17 protein-coding genes and 1 pseudogene are annotated in these 18,406 nt (G+C 66.2%); 12 read left to right on the forward strand and 6 right to left on the reverse strand.

Annotated elements, in window-relative coordinates; all coding sequences use genetic code 11:
• Nucleotides 1-424 precede the first annotated feature (424 nt).
• The 3 genes and pseudogenes from C8J30_RS13405 to C8J30_RS13420 all read right to left on the reverse strand — a co-directional run bounded on the left by C8J30_RS13405 (nt 425) and on the right by C8J30_RS13420 (nt 2,937).
• Nucleotides 425-1,618 (reverse strand): IS91 family transposase, encoded by a 1,194-nt coding sequence (locus C8J30_RS13405; protein WP_110806357.1) that lies wholly within the window; start codon nt 1,616-1,618, stop codon nt 425-427.
• 12 nt (nt 1,619-1,630) lie between these two features.
• Nucleotides 1,631-2,558: pseudogene (locus C8J30_RS19070) on the reverse strand (tyrosine-type recombinase/integrase).
• 121 nt (nt 2,559-2,679) lie between these two features.
• Nucleotides 2,680-2,937, reverse strand: a complete 258-nt coding sequence (locus tag C8J30_RS13420) for a transposase (RefSeq protein WP_110806360.1) — start codon at nt 2,935-2,937, stop codon at nt 2,680-2,682.
• Nucleotides 2,938-3,156: 219 nt separating this feature from the next.
• On the opposite strand from C8J30_RS13420, the gene C8J30_RS13425 reads away from it, so the two are divergent.
• The gene (locus C8J30_RS13425) at nt 3,157-3,405 is read left to right on the forward strand and encodes a hypothetical protein (protein ID WP_110806361.1); all 249 of its coding nucleotides are present in this window, start codon (nt 3,157-3,159) and stop codon (nt 3,403-3,405) included.
• Nucleotides 3,406-3,463: 58 nt separating this feature from the next.
• Here C8J30_RS13425 and C8J30_RS13430 read toward each other — a convergent pair whose 3' ends face one another.
• Nucleotides 3,464-4,261 (reverse strand): 23S rRNA (adenine(2030)-N(6))-methyltransferase RlmJ, encoded by a 798-nt coding sequence (locus C8J30_RS13430; RefSeq protein WP_110806362.1) that lies wholly within the window; start codon nt 4,259-4,261, stop codon nt 3,464-3,466.
• 502 nt (nt 4,262-4,763) lie between these two features.
• A complete protein-coding gene (locus C8J30_RS13435) occupies nt 4,764-4,967 on the reverse strand; it encodes a DUF1127 domain-containing protein (RefSeq protein WP_181420877.1) in 204 nt (67 codons plus the stop codon).
• Nucleotides 4,968-5,270: 303 nt separating this feature from the next.
• Between C8J30_RS13435 and C8J30_RS13440 the strand changes: the two genes are divergently transcribed.
• From C8J30_RS13440 to C8J30_RS13460, 5 genes are all read left to right on the forward strand, one after another.
• Nucleotides 5,271-6,335: an Mrp/NBP35 family ATP-binding protein gene (locus C8J30_RS13440; protein WP_110806363.1), complete on the forward strand. Its 1,065-nt coding sequence runs from the start codon at nt 5,271-5,273 to the stop codon at nt 6,333-6,335.
• 737 nt (nt 6,336-7,072) lie between these two features.
• Complete coding sequence (gene mraZ / locus C8J30_RS13445; protein ID WP_245909820.1) at nt 7,073-7,558, forward strand: division/cell wall cluster transcriptional repressor MraZ; 486 nt, start codon at nt 7,073-7,075, stop codon at nt 7,556-7,558.
• The gene (gene rsmH, locus C8J30_RS13450; protein WP_394341939.1) at nt 7,548-8,576 is read left to right on the forward strand and encodes a 16S rRNA (cytosine(1402)-N(4))-methyltransferase RsmH; all 1,029 of its coding nucleotides are present in this window, start codon (nt 7,548-7,550) and stop codon (nt 8,574-8,576) included. Before mraZ ends, rsmH begins: the two co-directional genes overlap by 11 nt.
• Nucleotides 8,573-8,971, forward strand: a complete 399-nt coding sequence (ftsL, locus tag C8J30_RS13455; RefSeq protein ID WP_110806366.1) for a cell division protein FtsL — start codon at nt 8,573-8,575, stop codon at nt 8,969-8,971. The genes rsmH and ftsL overlap by 4 nt, the downstream gene beginning before the upstream one ends.
• Nucleotides 8,968-10,767: a peptidoglycan D,D-transpeptidase FtsI family protein gene (locus C8J30_RS13460; protein WP_110806367.1), complete on the forward strand. Its 1,800-nt coding sequence runs from the start codon at nt 8,968-8,970 to the stop codon at nt 10,765-10,767. The genes ftsL and C8J30_RS13460 overlap by 4 nt, the downstream gene beginning before the upstream one ends.
• A 95-nt stretch (nt 10,768-10,862) precedes the next feature.
• Here the strand turns inward: C8J30_RS13460 and C8J30_RS13465 are convergent, their stop codons facing one another.
• Nucleotides 10,863-11,897 carry a substrate-binding domain-containing protein gene (locus tag C8J30_RS13465; RefSeq protein ID WP_110806368.1) on the reverse strand — a complete coding sequence of 345 codons (1,035 nt, stop codon included), beginning with the start codon at nt 11,895-11,897 and terminating at the stop codon, nt 10,863-10,865.
• 244 nt (nt 11,898-12,141) lie between these two features.
• Here C8J30_RS13465 and C8J30_RS13470 point away from each other — a divergent pair, with 244 nt between their 5' ends.
• From C8J30_RS13470 to C8J30_RS13495, 6 genes are all read left to right on the forward strand, one after another.
• The gene (locus tag C8J30_RS13470) at nt 12,142-13,188 is read left to right on the forward strand and encodes an ABC transporter substrate-binding protein (protein WP_110806369.1); all 1,047 of its coding nucleotides are present in this window, start codon (nt 12,142-12,144) and stop codon (nt 13,186-13,188) included.
• 81 nt (nt 13,189-13,269) lie between these two features.
• The gene (locus C8J30_RS13475) at nt 13,270-14,073 is read left to right on the forward strand and encodes an ATP-binding cassette domain-containing protein (protein WP_110806370.1); all 804 of its coding nucleotides are present in this window, start codon (nt 13,270-13,272) and stop codon (nt 14,071-14,073) included.
• A 2-nt stretch (nt 14,074-14,075) separates the two neighbouring features.
• Nucleotides 14,076-15,320 (forward strand): sugar ABC transporter permease, encoded by a 1,245-nt coding sequence (locus C8J30_RS13480; protein ID WP_394341940.1) that lies wholly within the window; start codon nt 14,076-14,078, stop codon nt 15,318-15,320.
• A gap of 15 nt (nt 15,321-15,335) precedes the next feature.
• Nucleotides 15,336-16,064 (forward strand): SDR family oxidoreductase, encoded by a 729-nt coding sequence (locus C8J30_RS13485; protein ID WP_110806372.1) that lies wholly within the window; start codon nt 15,336-15,338, stop codon nt 16,062-16,064.
• A gap of 27 nt (nt 16,065-16,091) precedes the next feature.
• Entirely contained in the window at nt 16,092-17,720 is a 1,629-nt protein-coding gene (locus C8J30_RS13490) for an FGGY-family carbohydrate kinase (RefSeq protein ID WP_110806373.1), read from the forward strand.
• Complete coding sequence (locus C8J30_RS13495) at nt 17,720-18,349, forward strand: HAD family hydrolase (protein WP_181420878.1); 630 nt, start codon at nt 17,720-17,722, stop codon at nt 18,347-18,349. Before C8J30_RS13490 ends, C8J30_RS13495 begins: the two co-directional genes overlap by 1 nt.
• The last annotated feature ends 57 nt before the right edge of the window (nt 18,350-18,406 follow it).

Consider the following 18,406-nt stretch of genomic DNA (forward strand, 5'->3'; position numbering starts at 1 on the left):
GAAGTGCGTCGCGCTCTGAGCGAGCCGTGAACGGCGGCTTTCGCCGATTTTCTGCGTCTGCGATGCGGCAGCCTCATCGTCGGCTCAGCTGAAGGTTTTTCGACGTGGACCGCAGCGCTGCGGTTGCCGCCGGATGGTGGCGGTCCACGTTGACAAACCTCGGAAGGACGAAGCCGCGGGGAGCGATGCGCTGCCTATGGGGAAAGAGCGCCGAGGGTGTTGCCGACCTGGCGCATAGACGTCCACCGGAGTTCTGGGCGCTCGGCGACACCCTGGCTTTTTCCGCCAGTTGCCGCCGGTTTGAGCCTTGAAAGCGGGCGACCGTCTGCCGAATTTGGCGATCCGTTCCGTTGCGCGCAAATCGGGGCCACGCCGGTTCCAGGCAGGCACCGGCGGCGGATCAGGCAAAGGGATGGGCGTTTCATCATGCGGCCTGCTCCCGCGGCGGTGCCCGTGATCGCGGCGTCTGTCCGCGCCGGAAGATCTCGATGATCCGCATCGGCGCGCCACAACAGGGGCATGGTTCGCGCAGGGTCAGGGGTGCGGGGTCAGTCGCCGTTTTCGGTGTCGAGGATGGTTGCGGCACTCCGAGCAGGGAGCGGATCTTCGCGATATTGGCCTTGCGACTGGCGCTTGCCAGCAGACCGTAGTGCCGGATGCGGTGGAACCCGTCGGGCAGAACATGGATCAGAAACCGGCGGATGAACTCGTCGATGGCGAGGCGCATCACCTTTTGCCGGTCGCCCTGCTTGATGCGATAGTCCTTCCAGCGGAAAGCGACGGTTCCGGCCTCGGCGCTGACGAGGCGGTGGTTCGAGATGGCGACGCGGTGGGTGTAACGGCTGAGATAGGCCAGCACAGCCTCGGGGCCGCCGAAGGGGGGCTTGGCATAGACCACCCATTCGGATTTGCGGAACGGGGCCAACCAGGCGGCAAAGGCGGCGCTGTCCGCGAGCCTCGCCAGATCGCCGAAGAAGGCGAGTTCCCCGGCGCGATGCAAGGCGATCAGCCCTTCAAGGAACAGGCGCCGAAACAGCCGTGACAGCACCCGAACATGCAAGAAAAAGCCCGGCTTGCAGGCAATCCAGCGGGTTCCGTCAGGCGACAGGCCGCCGCCCGGAACGATCATGTGGATGTGGGGATGGTGGGTCAGCGCCGAGCCCCAGGTGTGCAGCACCGCCGTCATGCCGAGCCTTGCGCCGAGGCGTTTGGGGTCAGCCGCGATGGTCAGAACCGTTTCGGCCGAGGCGCGGAACAACAGGTCATAGACTGCCTTCTTGTTCCAATAGGCAATCTGCGCGATCTCGGCCGGCAGGGTGAAGACGACGTGGAAATATTCGACCGGCAGCAGATCCTCGGCGCGCGCCGCCATCCAGTCCCGCGCCGCCGGCCCCTGGCATTTGGGGCAATGCCGGTTCTTGCAGGAGTTATAGGCGATGTGCTGGTGGCCGCAGTTGGCGCAACCGGCCACATGCCCGCCGAGCGCCTCGGTCCGGCAGGCTTCGATCGCCGACATCACCTTCAGCTGGGTCAGGCTGACATGCCCCGCATTGGCCCGTCGCCACGCCGGGCCATGGGTGCGGAAGATGTCAGCCAGTTCCAGCGACGGGCGGGGCATAGAGCCCCTGCATCAGTCCGGGCCGTCGGATCGCAGCACCCTGTCCTGCACAAGCTTCATCTGTTCGAAGGGGCTGACGGTGCTCTGGATCGTCTTGGTGGCGACATGCGCATACCGCGCCGTGGTGCTGAGCTTGGCGTGCCCCAGCAGCACCTGGATCACCCGCACATCGGTATTGGCCTCGAGCAGATGCGTGGCGAAGCTGTGGCGCAGGGTGTGCAGGGTCGCGGGCTTCGTGATCCCCGCATTCGCCATGGTCCTCGGACCAGTGGCGGACCATGGCTCATTCCTTGGCCGCCATGAAAGCGCGGTTCCACTGCCTGGACGACAGCGGCGAGATCTTCGGCTTGCCCGGAAACAGCCAGCCTTCGGGCCGGGACTCGCGCCAATATTGCCGCAGCACCTCCAGCAGGCTGGGCGACAACATGGCCTGCCGGTCCTTGCTCCCTTTGCCTTGCTCGACATGGATCAGCATGCGCTGGCTGTCGATATCGCGGACCTTGAGGTTGCAGACCTCCGATGCCCGCAGCCCGGCCCCGTAGCTGATGCCAAGGGCCGCCCGATACTTCAATCCGGGCCCGGGCACAGAGGCCAAAAGCTTTGCGACCTCTTCCACGCTCAGCACCACCGGCAACTTCCGCGGCTGGCGATGGAACTGCATGTATCGCTTCATCTCTTCGCGTCCGCAGGTGACGCCGAAAAAGAACCGCAACGAGATGATCCGGACGTTGAACGTGGTGGCCGAGACCCCGTCCTTCGTCATTTGAAGCTGGTAGGACCGCAGGTCATCCGGCGTCGCGGTATCAGGCGATCGCCCCAGGAACGACGCGAAATGCTTCACGCAGCGGATGTGACCCTGTTGGGTCTTCTCGCACAACCCGCGGATCTTCATGTCCTCGATCATCCGTTGGCGCAGCGGGGTGGTCTTCTCCTCCTTCATCGAAACCTCCTGTCTGACGAGTGGGAAGACCCAAATCGTCAGCCCAGAAAGGCCTCACACAAAGCGCAACGCTGAATTGGGAGCCGAGCGCCAACCACAGGCGCCAATGCCGCGGAGCGGCTTAGTCCACGAACTGCGGAGACTTTCCCTGCGGCCGCCCCCGACGCGGCAGCTCAGGCAATTCGGCGCCCGCCCATTTCGCGACCAGGGACTCATTGGCGCCGATCTCCTTGGCGACGGTGACGATCTTGGTGCCGGCCTCGATCTTCTTCACCGCCATGGCCTTGAGTTCATCGGGCCAGATCCGACGCCCGTTGTCGGCGGTGATCACCGGGCACCCCCAGACCACCACATCGCCGCCCTCACCCTCGTCCAACATCTCGACCGCCGTCGAACAGAGAGAGGGAGATCATCGCAAACCCTTATTTCATTGGAACATGGGGTATAGGCACCGCCTACAAAATATCTGCAACTTTAGCTTGTCGGCGGATTGCCGCAATCGCGCCACTTTTCGGCGCGAGCTTCTGGTCATCACGGATCGGGGGCATCGCCGCTGCCCGAGGCCGCGCAGAATGGTCATCGGCAACAGGAGTCCGACATGTCCGCAGTTGAACTGAATGCCCCGGAAGAATCCTCCGACGTGGGCTTCCACCACGAACCGCTTGCGCTGCTGTTGGTGGTGCTGTTCGGCCCGGTCGGGCTGCTTTACACCTCGGTCCGGGGTGGGGTCGCGCTGATCCTTGTCGCGCTCGTCGGCTCGCTTTTCACCATGGGCTTTGCGCCGCTCGCGGTCTGGCCGGTCTGCATCGCCTGGGTGCTGGTCGCCGGGATGATGCGCCGCTACTGAGCCGCCTTCAGATCTCGCCCCCCGATCGCCTCGGCGCAAGCCGGGGCGAAATCATCTGTCAGAGCCTCGCAAACCGGCGTTCGATCTGCGCGGCTTCCTCGGCCAGACCCCAGGGCGGGTTGAGCACGAACATGCCCGAGCCGATCATGCCATGCCCCTCCCGGGCGGGGGGGAATTTCACCTCCGAGAGCAGCGCCTCGGGATGGGCGGCGACAAGCCCGCGCGCCATTGACCGCTGCGCCGCCGCCACCGGCACCTGCGCCGCAAGGATCGGATACCAGAGCGCGATCACGCCCACGTTCCACTTGCGCGACACCTGCGCCAGAACCGTTGGCACGGTGTCGTAATCCGACTTCACCTCCCAGGACGGGTCGATCAGCAACACCCCGCGCCGCGGCGTGGGCGGGCACATCGCCAGCGCCATCTGCAGCCCGTCCTTCTGATGGAAAATCCCGCCATGGGGCACCATCGCCGCCTTCAGCGCGGCGAATTCCTGCGGGTGCAGCTCGCACAGCTGGAGCGAATCCACCGGCCGCAAGAGCGTTGCCGCCAGCATCGGCGAACCCGGATAGGCGGCGCGCCCATGCGCCTTGCGCACCGCGGAAAGCGCCCGGCTGTAGGGGTGATCGGGGGCAAACCAGCGCTCGGCCTCGGCCCGGGTGATCCCCGCCGCCGCCTCGCCCGTTTTCGCCGCCTCGGCGCCATCGAGCGCATAAAGCCCGCGCCCGGAATGCGTCTCCATATACGAGAGCGGCTTGTCCTTGCGCGTCATGTAGTCGAGCAGCACCGCCATCAGCGCATGCTTGTGCACATCGGCCAGATTTCCGGCGTGATAGGCATGTTGATAAGACAGCATCGAAGCCTCCCTTTCGCGCCTTCCTGACCTGACCGGGGCCAAGCTGCAAGGGGCTGCTTCTTCTTGGGACAAATACGCCGGGGGGAGCGCGTCAGCGCCGGGGGGCAGGGCCCCCCGCCTTCGGGTCGGCTCAGGCACGCCCGAAAAAGAAAACGGCGGCGCTCAGGGAGGAGGAGAGAGCGCCGCCGCATAAACCTCGGCCCAGGGAGGAGGAGAGGGCCTCGGATTTTCCGGTGCCACCCGGGAGGAGGATGGGCAGCACCACACCGCCGCCCAGGGAGGAGGAGAGGGCGGTCGGGATCTGGTCGAAGGAACGGCGGCCTCTGGGAGGAGGACGAGGCCGCCGCCTTCTATCGAAGCCCCAGGGAGGAGGAGAGGGGCTTGATCCTTGGTCCGGCAGATGGGGCCGGTATGGGGTGGCGGCATCCTCAGGGAGGAGGAGAGAGGATGCCGCCGATCTCCGAGACCCAGGGAGGAGGAGAGGGTCTCCGGAAGTCTATTCTTATTTGCCGTAGGCCGCTTCCAGCGCGATGCGGGTCAGCATCGAGCGGTGCATGCCAAGGTCGCTCAGTTCACGGTTCGACAGCGAGCGCAGTTCGGCCAGCGTCTGGCGATAGACCTTGCGGCGGGCCAGCGCCTCGCGGATCGAGGCCACAAGATTGGAAAAACCGCTATCGGTCGTCCGGATGTCGCTGACCAGAGCCATCGGTCGTCTACTTTCTGTCGTGTCGTCTCGGGGTTTAGCTTGGGACCGTCTGGCTGTCGCCGTGGTGCACCGTCGCTGTTGGGGCTAACATGGCCTGAATGCTGCGGCTGCACAATGGTCGCCGCGGGCAATGCGGCCTTGCAGAAAATGCATAACGGATTCTGACCTGACTCCGCCTCGAAACTGGAACAGTTCTACGTTCTGGCGCGCAAAATTCGTGCAAATCTTGTGTGAGCGGGGGGCTCCCCCTTGAAGCCCGCGGCAAATGCGCCACAGTCCCCGCCAAATCGACAGGAGAGACCCATGACGCTTACGAAGGAATCGGTGCTGGAGGCGCTGCGCAAGACGGCTCTGCCGGGGGGCGGGGATGCGATCGGGCGCAATCTGGTGCATGCGCTGGCGGTCGAGTCGGGGGTGGTGCGCTTTGTTCTGGAAGGCGCGCCCGAGGCGGAGCTTCTGGCGATGCGGCCGGTGCTGGAAGGGGCGGTGCGAGCGCTGGACGGGGTGAAAAGCCTCTCGGTGGTGATTCCGGCCGGGCCGTCGAAGGCGCCGGGCGGCGGGGTGAAGATCGGTGGTCATGCGAAACCGCAAGACGGGCCGCTGCCGGTGCCGGGCGTCGCGCATGTGATTGCGGTGGGCTCGGGCAAGGGGGGCGTGGGCAAATCCACCGTCGCCTCGAACCTCGCCGTGGCGCTGGCGCGGGCGGGCAAGCGGGTGGGGCTGCTCGATGCCGATCTTTACGGGCCGAGCCAGCCGCGGATGATGGGCGCCACCGAAAAGCCCGCCTCGCCCGACGGGCAGACGATCCTGCCCGTGCGCGCGCATGGGGTGGTGCTGATGTCGCTCGGCCTGATGCTGCGCGAGGACGAGGCGGTGATCTGGCGCGGCCCGATGCTGATGGGGGCGCTGCAGCAGATGCTGGGTCAGGTGAAATGGGACCACTTCGGCCCGCTCGACGTGCTGGTGATCGACCTGCCGCCCGGCACCGGGGATATTCAGCTGAGCCTGTGCCAGAAGACGGTGCTCGATGGTGCGGTGATCGTGTCGACGCCGCAGGACATTGCGCTTCTGGATGCGAAGAAGGCGCTCGACATGTTTGCCAAGCTGAAGATGCCGGTGCTGGGTCTGATCGAGAACATGTCGACCTATGTCTGTCCGAATTGCGGGCATGAGGCGCATCTCTTCGGTCATGGCGGGGTCGAGACCGAGGCCGCGCGGCTCGGTCTGCCGTTCCTCGGCGCGCTGCCGCTGGCGCTCGAGGTGCGCGAGGCCGGGGATGCAGGGCGTCCCGTGGCGCTGGGCGAGGGTGCGGCGGCCGAGGCCTATGCCGGGATTGCGCGCAAGTTGATCGAGGCGGGCGTGGCCTGATTTCGCCTCGGGCGGGGCCGAGGCGACCCGGGCGGGGGCGCTGCCCCCGCACCCCCGAGGTATTTAGGGCAAGATGAAGGAGGGGCAGTCTGGGGCTGCCCCTTTGCTTTGCGTAGGCCTGTGTCCCACCGCCGTGTGCGGGGTGGGAATTCATGGGCGGAAAGGGGCGGATCGGCTCCGCGGCGCGAATCACTCGTCCGTGTTCAGGCGTGATCGGGGCGATTTTTCGGGCCCTGGCGCCGGGATCGGCGAAGATGAGACGTCTTGCCGGGAATTTGCCCCACTGCGCGGGAAAGCGGACCTGTGTGGGCGCCTCATCTACATTTTGTGGTTGATCTGGATCAATTCCCCCAAGGCTTCGCTTTTGTCGCAAAAGTTATCCACAAGCTCTTGAGTTTGCACCTGTTTCTTAACAGCATGCAGGGCGAGAATTCGATCACTTCCCAAAATTTCCCTTGAAATCCCATACAGGACCATGGCATCACTGTCTCACGGAAGACGGGCAAGAGGCATCAAGACCTCAACGGCGCAAAGACCGAGAGTTTCATACAGGCACCCGCTTCACGAAAGAGAGATCCGGCGCGCGAGCGAGCAGACATCCCCCAGGTGGCGCGCGCAGACCGGACAGCCCAGAGATGGGACGAGGGCGGCGGATCGAGCGGTGGCAGCAGCTCGGTCCGCCGTTTTCCATAAAAACCACCGCGGGGGAGGGCACAGGAGTTGCCGCCTTGGCGGGAATGTTCATCGGCGAATACACCTTCAAGGTGGACAGCAAGGGTCGCGTGTCGATCCCCGCGCTGTTTCGTCGTGAACTCGAAGAGGGCGACCCCGAGGCCGCCGTCACCAAGCGCCCCCGTCTGGTCATCGTTTACGGCGCCGACACGCAGAAGATGCTGCAGGTGCATTCCTTTGCGGGCTTCCAGAAGCTGGCCGCCGCGATCAACGCGCGCCCCTACACCGACCCCGGCCGGTCCGTCCTGCAGCGCCTCGTGCTGAACAAGGCGCATCCGACCGAGATCGATCCCGATGGCCGTCTGGTCCTGCCCGCCAACCTGCGGGAGCGCTTCCAGTTGACCGGCGACGCCTATTTCGCCGGCATGGGCGAGACCTTCGAGATCTGGAACCCCGAGACCTTCGCCGCCGTCGATCAGGCGCGGCTGGAAAAACTGATGGCCGAGATGGGCGACGACTTCGACCCGCTCAGCCTGCTCAATGGGGGCTGAGATGCAGACACCCGATGCGCCCCACATTCCCGTTCTTCTGCGACCGCTCCTTCAGGCGGTCGCGCCTGTCTTGGGGACATGGCTCGATGGCACCTTCGGGGCGGGGGGCTATTCGAAGGGTCTGCTGGCCGCGGGGGCCGCGCGGGTGATCGGCATCGACCGCGACCCGCTCGCCTTCGAAATGGCGGCGCCGTGGCGGGGGGACTATGGCGACCGGCTGGTGCTGGTCGAAAACACCTTCTCGAACCTTGATGCCGTGGCCGAGGACATCGCGCCCGAGGGGCTCGACGGGGTGGTGCTCGATCTTGGTGTCTCCTCGATGCAGCTCGATCAGGCCGAGCGCGGCTTTTCCTTCCTGCGCGATGGGCCTTTGGACATGCGGATGTCGCAATCCGGGCCGTCGGCCGCCGATCTGGTGAACGAGGCCGACGAGGGTACGCTCGCCGATATCCTCTATCATTACGGCGAGGAACGCGCCTCGCGCCGGATTGCCCGTGCCATCGTCGAAGCCCGCAAAACCGCGCCTTATGAAAGCACCAAGCAGCTGGTGGCCACGGTCGAGCGCTGCCTGCCGCGGCCGAAGCCGGGGCAGAGCCATCCCGCGACGCGCAGCTTTCAGGCGCTGCGCATCGCGGTGAACGACGAATTCGGCCAGCTGATCGAGGGGCTCGAAGCCGCCGAACGGGCGCTGAAGCCGGGTGGCAAACTGGCCGTCGTCACCTTCCATTCGCTCGAAGACCGGGTGGTGAAGCGCTTCTTTCAGGCGCGCTCGGGCCGGGCACCCGGGGGCTCGCGCTATGCGCCCGAGACCGCGGCCGAGGCGGCGGCCTTCGATCTTGTGACCCGAAAGGGGGTCGGACCCGACGAAATCGAGCTTGCAGAGAACCCGCGGGCACGATCTGCTATATTGCGCATCGGTGCACGCACCGAATCTCCTGCCGGTAGAGCTGATCGTCATAGCCTTGGCCTGCCGGCTCCCCTATTCGAAACCGACCGCAGCCGGGGCCGCCCCAGATGAAGACCATCTCGTATATCCTTGTTTCTCTTTGTGTTCTTGGTCTTGCCTTCTGGGCCTATCACGTCAACTACGCCACCCAGGACCGCGAAGAAGAGCTGCGCGCCCTGAATTCCGAGATCGCCGACCTGCAGGAAGGCCTGAGCGTTCTGCGCGCCGAATGGGCCTATCTGAACCGCCCCGAGCGGCTGCGCGAACTTGTGAACCTCAATTTCGCCTCGCTCGGCCTGCTGCCGATGACGCCCGATCAATTCGGCACCGCCTCGATGGTGGCCTATCCGGTGCCCGAAGGCGCCGATCCGGCCGCGATCGATCAGGCCGTCGCGCAGGCCGTCGAAGTTTCTGCGCCGCCGACCGATGACGACAGCTCGCAAGTCGTCGAGGAGGAAGCTCAATGAGCCAACGCACCCCGCTGCGACCGCTTGCCCGCATCCTTGACGCCCGCGCCCGCGGCGAAAACCCCGACCTGATCGAGCGCGACAACATCCGCGCCCGTGGCGAGGCGGGGCGGGAAGCGGCCCGGGCGCGGGTGGCCTGGCGCATCGGCCTTGTGATAGGCATCTTCTGTGTCTGCTTTGGCGCTGTCGGCGTCCGGATGGGGACGCTCGCGGCCTCGACCCCCGAGGAGCCGCAGCGCGCCGATACCGCGCCCGTCATCATGGCGCAGCGCGCCGACATCACCGACCGCGAGGGCCGGGTGCTGGCGACGAATCTGGTGACCCATGCGCTTTACGCGCAGCCGCCGATGATGGTCGATCCGGTCGGCACGGCGAAGAAACTGGCGAAGATCTTCCCCGATCTTGATGCCAAACGTCTGGCTGCCGATTTTACCGGCTCGCGCAAATTCGTCTGGATCAAGAAGAAGATTTCGCCCGAGCAGCTGCAGCTGGTGCATGACATCGGCGAGCCGGGGCTGCTCTTTGGCCCGCGCGAGATGCGGCTTTACCCGAACGGGCGGCTGGCGGCGCATGTGCTGGGCGGCGCGCGCTTTGGCAACGAAGGCGTCGACAGCGCCGAGATCGTCGGCACCGCGGGCGTCGAAAAGGCCTTCGATGGCTGGCTGCGCGATCCGGCCAACAATGGTGCGCCGCTGAAGCTTTCGATCGATCTGACGGTGCAGCAGGCGGTCGAGGAAATCCTTGCCGGTGGCATGAAGCTGATGAATGCCAAGGGCGCGACCGCGGTGGTGATGGAGGCCCATACGGGCGAGATCATCGCCATGGCCTCGCTGCCCGATTTCGACCCGAATGATCGCCCGGCGCCGCTCGCCAAGGGCGATGCCTCCGACAGCCCGCTCTTCAACCGCGCGGTGCAGGGGGTTTACGAGCTTGGCTCGACCTTCAAGATCTTTGCCGTCGCGCAGGCGCTGGAACTGGGGCTGGTGAACCCGACGACGATGCTCGACACCAAATCGCCGATGGTCTGGGGCCGGTTCCGCATCCGCGATTTCCACAATTACGGGCCCGCGCTCTCGATCACCGATATCGTGGTCGAAAGCTCGAACGTCGGCACGGCGCGGATTGCGCTGCTGATCGGCGGGCAGCGGCAGAAGGCATTCCTCGAAAGCCTCGGCTTCATGGCGCCGACTCCGGTCGAGCTGTCCGAGGCGAATTCGGGCCGTCCGATCGTGCCGGCGAAATGGTCCGAGATCACCTCGATGACGGTGGGCTATGGCCACGGCCTGGCCGCCTCGCCGCTGCATCTGGCGGCGGCCTATGCGACGATCGCGAATGGTGGGTACAAGGTCAAACCGACGCTGGTGCATGCCGCAACCCATGAAAAGGGGCCTCAGGTGATGAGCACCGAGGCGGCCAAGACCGCGCTGGCGATGATGCGCGCCGTGGTGACGCGCGGCACGGCCTCCTTTGCCGATGTGCCGGGCTACGAGGTCGCGGGCAAGACCGGCACCGCCGACAAGGTGAAACCGGGCGGCGGCTATTACGACAACAAGGTGATCGCCACCTTCGCCTCGGCCTTCCCGGCCTCGGATCCGAAATACATTCTGGTGCTGAGCCTTGACGAACCCTCGTCCTTTGCGGCGAACGAGACGCGGCGCACCGCGGGCTGGACGGCCGTTCCGGTCGCCGCCGAGGTGATCCGCCGCATCGCGCCGATCCTGGGCATGCGCCCGGCCGACAGCGTGCCGGAGGTTCTGGACGGCATCCAGCTGGTCAAGGCCGCGAAAAGCCACTGAGGGCGGAGCGGGGATCTGCCCCGCACCCCGGGATATTTCGGGCAAGATGAAGGCGGCGGGTCGGATCGGAAGATCCGGCCCGTTCGTTTTGGCACTCAGCTGCGGGCGGGCAGGGGCGCCGGCGTGCGCAGGATGCAGGGCACGCGGAAATGATCTTTCGTGTCGATCCCGCCCTCGATCAGCTCGAAGACCTTGGCGATCATCCCGTCCACATCCTGCTCGATCATGCCCACATTGTCGGGCAGTTGCGCGGCGAAGCTGTCATAGTCGAAGCAGCCGTAGCGCATCCGCCCGGCGTGATCGGGGACCGCGCGGTTGAGCCAGCCCACCACCCCTTCGAGGGTGATCGTCGAGTTCACGAACAGCCCCGGCGGCAGCGCGATCGGCAGATCGTCGAGCGCCCGCTCGGTCTTGTCGGGGGAATAGCCGCAGGCGAGGATATGGGTCTCGGGCAGGGCGATGCCGCGCTCGGCATGGGCGGTGCGAAAGCCCCGGATCCGCTCGGCGGTGTTGTGATCGGAGGCCCGGCCACCGATGAAGAGCAGGGGGCCAGGGTAGCCCAGATCGTCGCGGCAGCGGTCGAGAATGAGATGCGTGATCGTCTGCGCCCCGGCGAAGTTGTCCGAGGTGACCGAAGCGGCCTTTGACCCCGGCAGGTCGAGGTTGAGCACCCGCACCCCCGCCGCGGCGCAAAGATCGGCAATCCGGTCCGGGTCGGTCGCCCCGTTCGCGACGAGACAATCGACCTGATAGGACAGAAGCGCCCGCGCCGCCTCGAATTCCAGCTCCGGGTCGCGCTGCGTGCAGGTCATCACCGGAAACATCCCATGCGCGCGCGCCACCGCCTCGAATCGCTCGGCCATCGCGCCGAAGTAGCGGTTGTCATATTTCGGAACGATCATGCCGACGATGTTCGAGCGCTCGCGCCGCAGCACCGAGGCCTGAATGTTCACCGCATAGCCCTGTTCCCCCGCCAGCGCGGTGATCCGGTCGGCCAGCTTTTCACTGATCCGCCGCTTCTTCCAGGACCCGTTCAGAACCGCGCTGACGGCACTCGGCGAGGTCCCCGCAAGCGTGGCCAGGTCATAGATCGTGGGGCGCTTGCGGCCGGGGCCGGGGGTGTCGGTCATGGTTTCCCGTCGTCTCTGTCATCTTCCATCTTGACGTGAATCGAAACCGGATGCAATTCTGCTTCATCGATTGAGCAAGCTTGCGCAACCGATGAAGCAAGCGAGGCGGAGGCGTGGAGGAGGCGCAACCGGGTCGTGTCGGCGCGTGTCGCGACGGGGCTTTCGGGCCTTCGCGGACGGCGGACGGGACCAAGGGCCAAGACCGAGCCACAGCTTTGCAGATCATCCAGAGGAGGAGACCAGGATGAACAAGACGATTTCGCTGGCGGGGGCTTCGGTTCTCGTTGCAGCTTTCTTCGGCGCGGCCGCGAGTGCGCAGGAAGCCGCCACCGTGGCGTTCCTGATGCCCGACCAGGCCTCGACGCGCTACGAGCAGCACGATTTCCCTGGCTTCAAGGCCGCCATGGGCAAGCTTTGCGCCGATTGCACGGTGATCTATCAAAACGCCAATGCCGATGTGGCGCTGCAACAGCAGCAGTTCAACTCGGTGATTGCGCAGGGCGCCAAGGTGATCGTGCTCGATCCGGTCGACAGCGCCGCCGCCGCGAACCTTGTGGAAATCGCGCAGTCGCAAGGCGTCAAGGTCATCGCCTATGACCGTCCGATCCCGGCGAAACCGGCGGATTACTATGTCTCCTTCGACAATGAAGGTATCGGCTATGCGATCGCGAAATCGCTCGTTGATCACATGAAGGCCTCGGGCGTGCCGGATGGCGCGGGGGTTCTGGAAATCAACGGCTCGCCCACCGATGCGGCCGCCGGTCTGATCCGCGACGGCATCCACCGCGCGCTGGAGGAAACGCCCTATACCAAGCTCTCGGAATTCGACACGCCGGATTGGGCGCCGCCGAAAGCGCAGGAATGGACCGCCGGGCAGATCACCCGCTTTGGCGATCAGATCAAGGGCATCGTCGCGGCGAACGACGGCACCGGCGGCGGCGCGATTGCGGCCCTCAAGGCCGCGGGCACCGATCCGATGCCGCCGGTCACCGGCAACGACGCCACGATCGCGGCGCTGCAGCTGATCATCGCGGGCGATCAATACAACACGATCTCGAAACCCTCGGAAATCGTGGCCGAAGCCGCCGCCAATGTCGCGGTGACCTTCCTCAAGGGCGAAACGCCCGCGCCGAAGACGACGCTTTACGACACGCCCTCGGAACTCTTCGTTCCGGCCGTCGTGACCAAGGAAAACATCAAGGCCGAGATCTTCGACAAGGGCATTCAGACCGCCGCCGAAATCTGCACCGGCGAATATGCCGAGGGCTGCAAGGCGCTCGGGATCGAGTAAGGTCCGGGCATCACGTCAGACCTGTGAACGAGAGGCGCAGGCGGGCAACTGCCTGCGTCCCCAAAGGGAGGGGAGAGCCTGATGGCTGTGAAAGACGCAACGCTTGCGCCCGCGCGCGAGCCGATCTTGCGCCTGCGCGGGGTGACCAAGACCTTCGGCGCCGTGTCGGCGCTGAGCGACATCGATCTGGACGTCCATGCGGGCGAGGTGGTGGCGCTGGTGGGCGACAACGGCGCGGGGAAAAGCACGCTGATCAAGATCCTTGCGGGCGTGTTCCAGCCCACATCGGGCACGATCGAGTTCATGGGGCGTCCGGTCAGCATCGACAGCCCCTCGGCGGCGCTGACTTTGGGCATTTCCACCGTGTTTCAGGATCTGTCGCTGTGCGAGAACCTCGATGTGGTGGCGAACCTGTTCCTCGGGCAGGAGCTGTCCCCTTGGGCGCTGGACGAAGTGCAGATGGAGGTCCGCGCCTGGCAATTGCTCGGCGAGCTTGCCGCCCGCATTCCCTCGGTGCGCGAACCCATCGCCTCGCTCTCGGGCGGGCAGCGTCAGACCGTGGCCATCGCCCGCTCGCTGCTTCTCGAGCCGAAGATCGTCATGCTGGACGAGCCGACCGCAGCGCTTGGCGTGGCCCAGACCGCCGAGGTCCTGAACCTGATCGAACGCCTGCGCGACCGCGGCTATGGCGTCATCCTGATTTCGCACAACATGGACAACGTCCGCGCCGTGTCCGACCGGATCGCGGTGCTGCGGCTCGGTCGCAACAATGGCACCTTCACCGCCGACGCCACGCGCGAGCAGATCGTCGCCGCGATCATGGGCGCCGATGACAATGTCGCCGCCCGTCGAGATGCCATCGAACGCACGAGGGCCCAGCAATGAGCATGAAACCCGACACTCCGAAACCCGCCTATGACCGAGCCGACGCGCGGGTGCGGGCCGATAACGGGCTTTCCGGCGCCGCGCGCGCTTTTGTCGACCGCATCCGCTCGGGTGATCTGGGCATCCTGCCGGTGGTGGTGGGGCTGATCCTGATCTCGCTCGTCTTCACCGCGCTCAATCCGGTGTTCCTGCTGCCCAACAACCTCGTCAACCTGCTGTTCGATGCCGCCGCGGTGGGGTTCATCTCGCTCGGCATCGTGATGGTGCTGCTGCTGGGCGAGATCGACCTCTCGGTCGGTTCGATGAGCGGTCTTGCCTCGGCGCTGGTCGGCGTTCTTTGGGTGAACATGGGCCTGCCGCTGCCGCTGGCGCTTCTGGCGGCGCTTTCGGCCGGGGCGATGATGGGGGCGGCCTATGCGACGCTGCTCAATCGCTTCACCATGCCGAGCTTCGTCTCCACGCTCTCGGGGCTGCTCGCGCTGCTGGGCATGCAGCTTTACATCCTCGGGCCGACCGGCTCGATCAACCTGCCTTACGCCTCGTTCCTTGTCCGCTTCGGGCAGATCCTGATCATGCCGGACTGGGCCTCTTACGCGCTGGCTTTGGTGCCCGGGCTTGGCATCCTCTGGTTCGGCTTTCGGCAGATGAAGGCGCGGGCGGCGGCGAACCTGTCCTACACCAGCGCCAGTGTCGTGCTGGTCAAGGCGGGTGCCGTGACCGTGGCTCTCGAAGGCGCCGTCGCCTATCTGAACCTTGGCCGCGGTGTGCCCTTCATGTTCGTCGTCTTCGTGCTTTGCGTCGCGGCGATGCAATATGCGCTGACCCGCACGAAATGGGGCCGGTCGATGTTCGCCGTCGGCGGCAATATCGAGGCGGCGCGGCGCTCAGGGATAAAGGTGAAACGCATCCGCCTGACCGCCTTCATGCTCGGTTCCTCGCTCGCAGCCTTGGGCGGTGTCTTCTCGGCCGCGCGTCTGGCCACGGCCAGCCAGCAGGCGGGGACGGGCGACGTGAACCTCAATGCCATCGCCGCAGCCGTGATCGGGGGCACCTCGCTTTTCGGCGGTCGCGGCTCGGCCTGGGCGGCGCTTCTGGGCGTGCTGGTGATCCAGTCGATCTCGAACGGCCTCACCCTTCTCAATCTCAGCTCGTCGCTGCGTTACATGATCACCGGGGCGGTTCTGGCCATCGCCGTGATCATCGACTCGCTCGCACGGCAATCGCGCGCCAGCCACGGCCGCGCCTGACAACCGGAGGATAGAATGACAAACCTCATGCAGGGCAAAACCGCCGCCATCACCGGCGCCGCCTCGGGCATCGGCCTCGCTTGCGCGAAAATTCTGGTCGAGGAAGGCGCGCAGGTCGTGCTGATCGACCGCGACGAGACGAAACTGGTGGCCGCCTGCGCCGAGATCGGACCCGGCGCCCATCCGCTGTCCCTTGATCTGTTTGACGGCAAGGCGGTCTCGGGGATGCTGCCCGCGATCCGTGATCTGGTCGGCGATCTCGACATCTTCCACGCCAATGCGGGCGCCTATGTCGGTGGCCCCGCCGCCGAGGGCAACCCGGATGTCTGGGACAAGGTGCTCAATCTGAACATCAACGCCGCCTTCCGCACGGTGAACGCGGTGCTGCCGCACATGATCGCGCGCAAGACCGGCGACATCATCTTCACCTCCTCCGTCGCCGGGGTGGTGCCGGTGGTCTGGGAACCCGTCTACACCGCCTCGAAATTCGCGGTGCAGGCCTTCCTGCATGCCACCCGCCGCCAAGTGGCGCCGCATGGCATCCGCATGGGCGCGGTTCTGCCCGGCCCGGTGGTGACGGCGCTTCTGGATGACTGGCCGAAGGCGAAGATGGAGGAAGCCCTGGCGAATGGCTCGCTGATGCAGGCGCGCGAAGTGGCCGAGGCGGTGCTCTTCATGCTCAGCCGCAACCGCGGCGTCGTCGTGCGCGACCTCGTGCTGTTGCCCAACAGCGTCGATCTCTGACCCCACGGCCAGCCCGGAGGAATTCCCATGTCCGCACCTAACGCCCGCCATCTCATTGGTGTCGATGTCGGCACCGGCTCTGCCCGCGCCGGGGTCTTTGACCTGACCGGGCAGTTGCTTGGCACCGATCACCACCCGATCACGCTCTTCCGCGAGGAAGGCTCGGTCGTCGAGCAATCGAGCGACGAGATCTGGGCGGCAGTCGGCCGTTCGGTGCAGGGCGCGCTGAAGGCGGCGGGGCTGACGGGCGCGGATATCGCGGGCATCGGCTTTGATGCGACCTGTTCGCTGGTGGTGCTCGACCCCGCGGGCCGGCCGCTGCCGGTCGGCCCCTCGAACGACCCGGCGCGCAACGTGATCGTCTGGATGGACCACCGCGCGACGGCGCAGACCGAGCGGATCAACGCGACGAAACACCGGGTGCTGGATTACGTCGGCGGCCGGATCTCGCCCGAGATGGAGACGCCGAAGCTTTTGTGGCTCAAGGAACACCGCCGCGCCGACTTCGACTCCGCCGCGCATTTCTTTGACCTGACCGACTTCCTGACCTGGAAGGCGACCGGGGCGGGGGCGCGCTCGATCTGCACCGTCACCTGCAAATGGACCTACATGGGCCATGAAAGCCGTTGGGACGAAAGCTATTTCCGCCAGATCGGGCTTGCGGAACTCGCCGACGAGGGCTTCGCCCGCATCGGCACCGAGGTCGTGATGCCCGGCACCGCCCTTGGCGCCGGTCTGACCGAGGCGGCGGCGCGAGACTTGGGCCTGCTGCCCGGCACCCCCGTCGCGGCGGGGCTGATCGACGCCCATGCGGGCGGCGTCGGCACCGTCGGCGCGGCGGGCGAGGGGGGGGCTGTGGCAAACCTCGCCTATGTCTTCGGCACCTCTTCCTGCACCATGACCACGACCGAAGAACCCGTCTTCGTTCCGGGCGTCTGGGGCCCCTATTACTCGGCGATGGTGCCGGGGGCCTGGCTCAACGAAGGCGGTCAGTCTGCCGCCGGGGCTGCGATCGATCAGCTTCTGCGGTTCCATCCCGCCTCCGCCGAGGCCTCGACCGCGGCTTCCCGTGCCGGGCTTTCCCTCCCCGCCTGGCTCAGCGCGCGCGCCGAAACCTTGGCGGGGGCGGGAGGTGACGCGGCGCGTCTGGCCGACGGGCTGCATGTGGTCCCCGAATTTCTGGGCAACCGCGCGCCCCATGCCGACCCCTATACCCGCGCGATCATCGCCGGGCTGGGGATGGAGGATGACCTCGACAATCTGGTCGCGCTTTACATCGCGGGGATCTGCGGGCTCGGCTACGGGCTGCGCCAGATCATCGAGGTGCAGGCGAAACGCGGGGCCTCGGTCTCGACAATCGTGATCAGCGGCGGGGCAGGGCGGTCGGATCTGGTGCGCCAGATCCTCGCCGATGCGACCGGCGTGACGGTGGCTGCGCCGCAGACCGAGGAGCCGGTTCTGCTCGGCTCGGCGATCCTTGGCGCGGTGGCCGGGGGGGCGGCGCCGGATGTGGCGACCGCGATGGCGCAGATGTCGCGCATCGCGCGGCGCTATGCGCCGGGCGGCGCGGCCGCGCGCGCCTATCACGACGCCCGTTTCGCGCTTTTCGAGAAGTTTCAGGCGCTTGCCCGCGACGCCGCGCTGCGGGAGGCATGATGAGTTTGCCCCTGCGCGCGCTTTTGTGGGACATGGACGGCACGCTGGTCGACAGCGAGCCGGTGCATCGCCGCTCTTTCGTCGATGCCGCGCGGTCCCATGGGCTGGCGTTGCCCGAGGATTTCCACGATGGGCTGATCGGCAAGAGCGAGGATGCGATCCATGCCATCCTCGTGGCCGAACACGGGCTGGACATGCCCTTTGCCGCCTGGTCCGAAAGCCGCTTTGCCGCCTATCTCGCGCGGATCGAGGAGGTGCAGCCGTTTGCGATCGCCACCGATCTTTGGGCGCGGGCCGAGGCGGCGGGGCTCGATCAGGCGATCGTCTCGAACTCGCCCGCGGGGATCGTGCGCGCCAACCTGACCCGGCTCGGGCTTGCCCCCGGCTCTGTCGTCACGGTCAGCCGCAATGATGTCGCGCGTGGCAAGCCGCATCCCGACCCCTATCTGCTCGGGCTGTCGCGGCTTGGTGTGCCTGCAACGGCGGCGGCGGTGATCGAGGACAGCGGCGCGGGCCTTGCCGCGGCACAGGCCGCCGGGATTGCGGCCTACATGATGCCCTGGTTCGAGGGCGAAAAGGGCAACTGGCAGCCCTTCGGAGCGCTTCAAAAACACCTGCCCCACGCCTGAGGGCGCAGGGCAGAAAGGGCTGTGTTCGGACCCGCCGCAAAGCCGCGGCGGGTCCGA

Source organism: Rhodobacter viridis, from assembly GCF_003217355.1.
Classification (GTDB): domain Bacteria; phylum Pseudomonadota; class Alphaproteobacteria; order Rhodobacterales; family Rhodobacteraceae; genus Rhodobacter; species Rhodobacter viridis.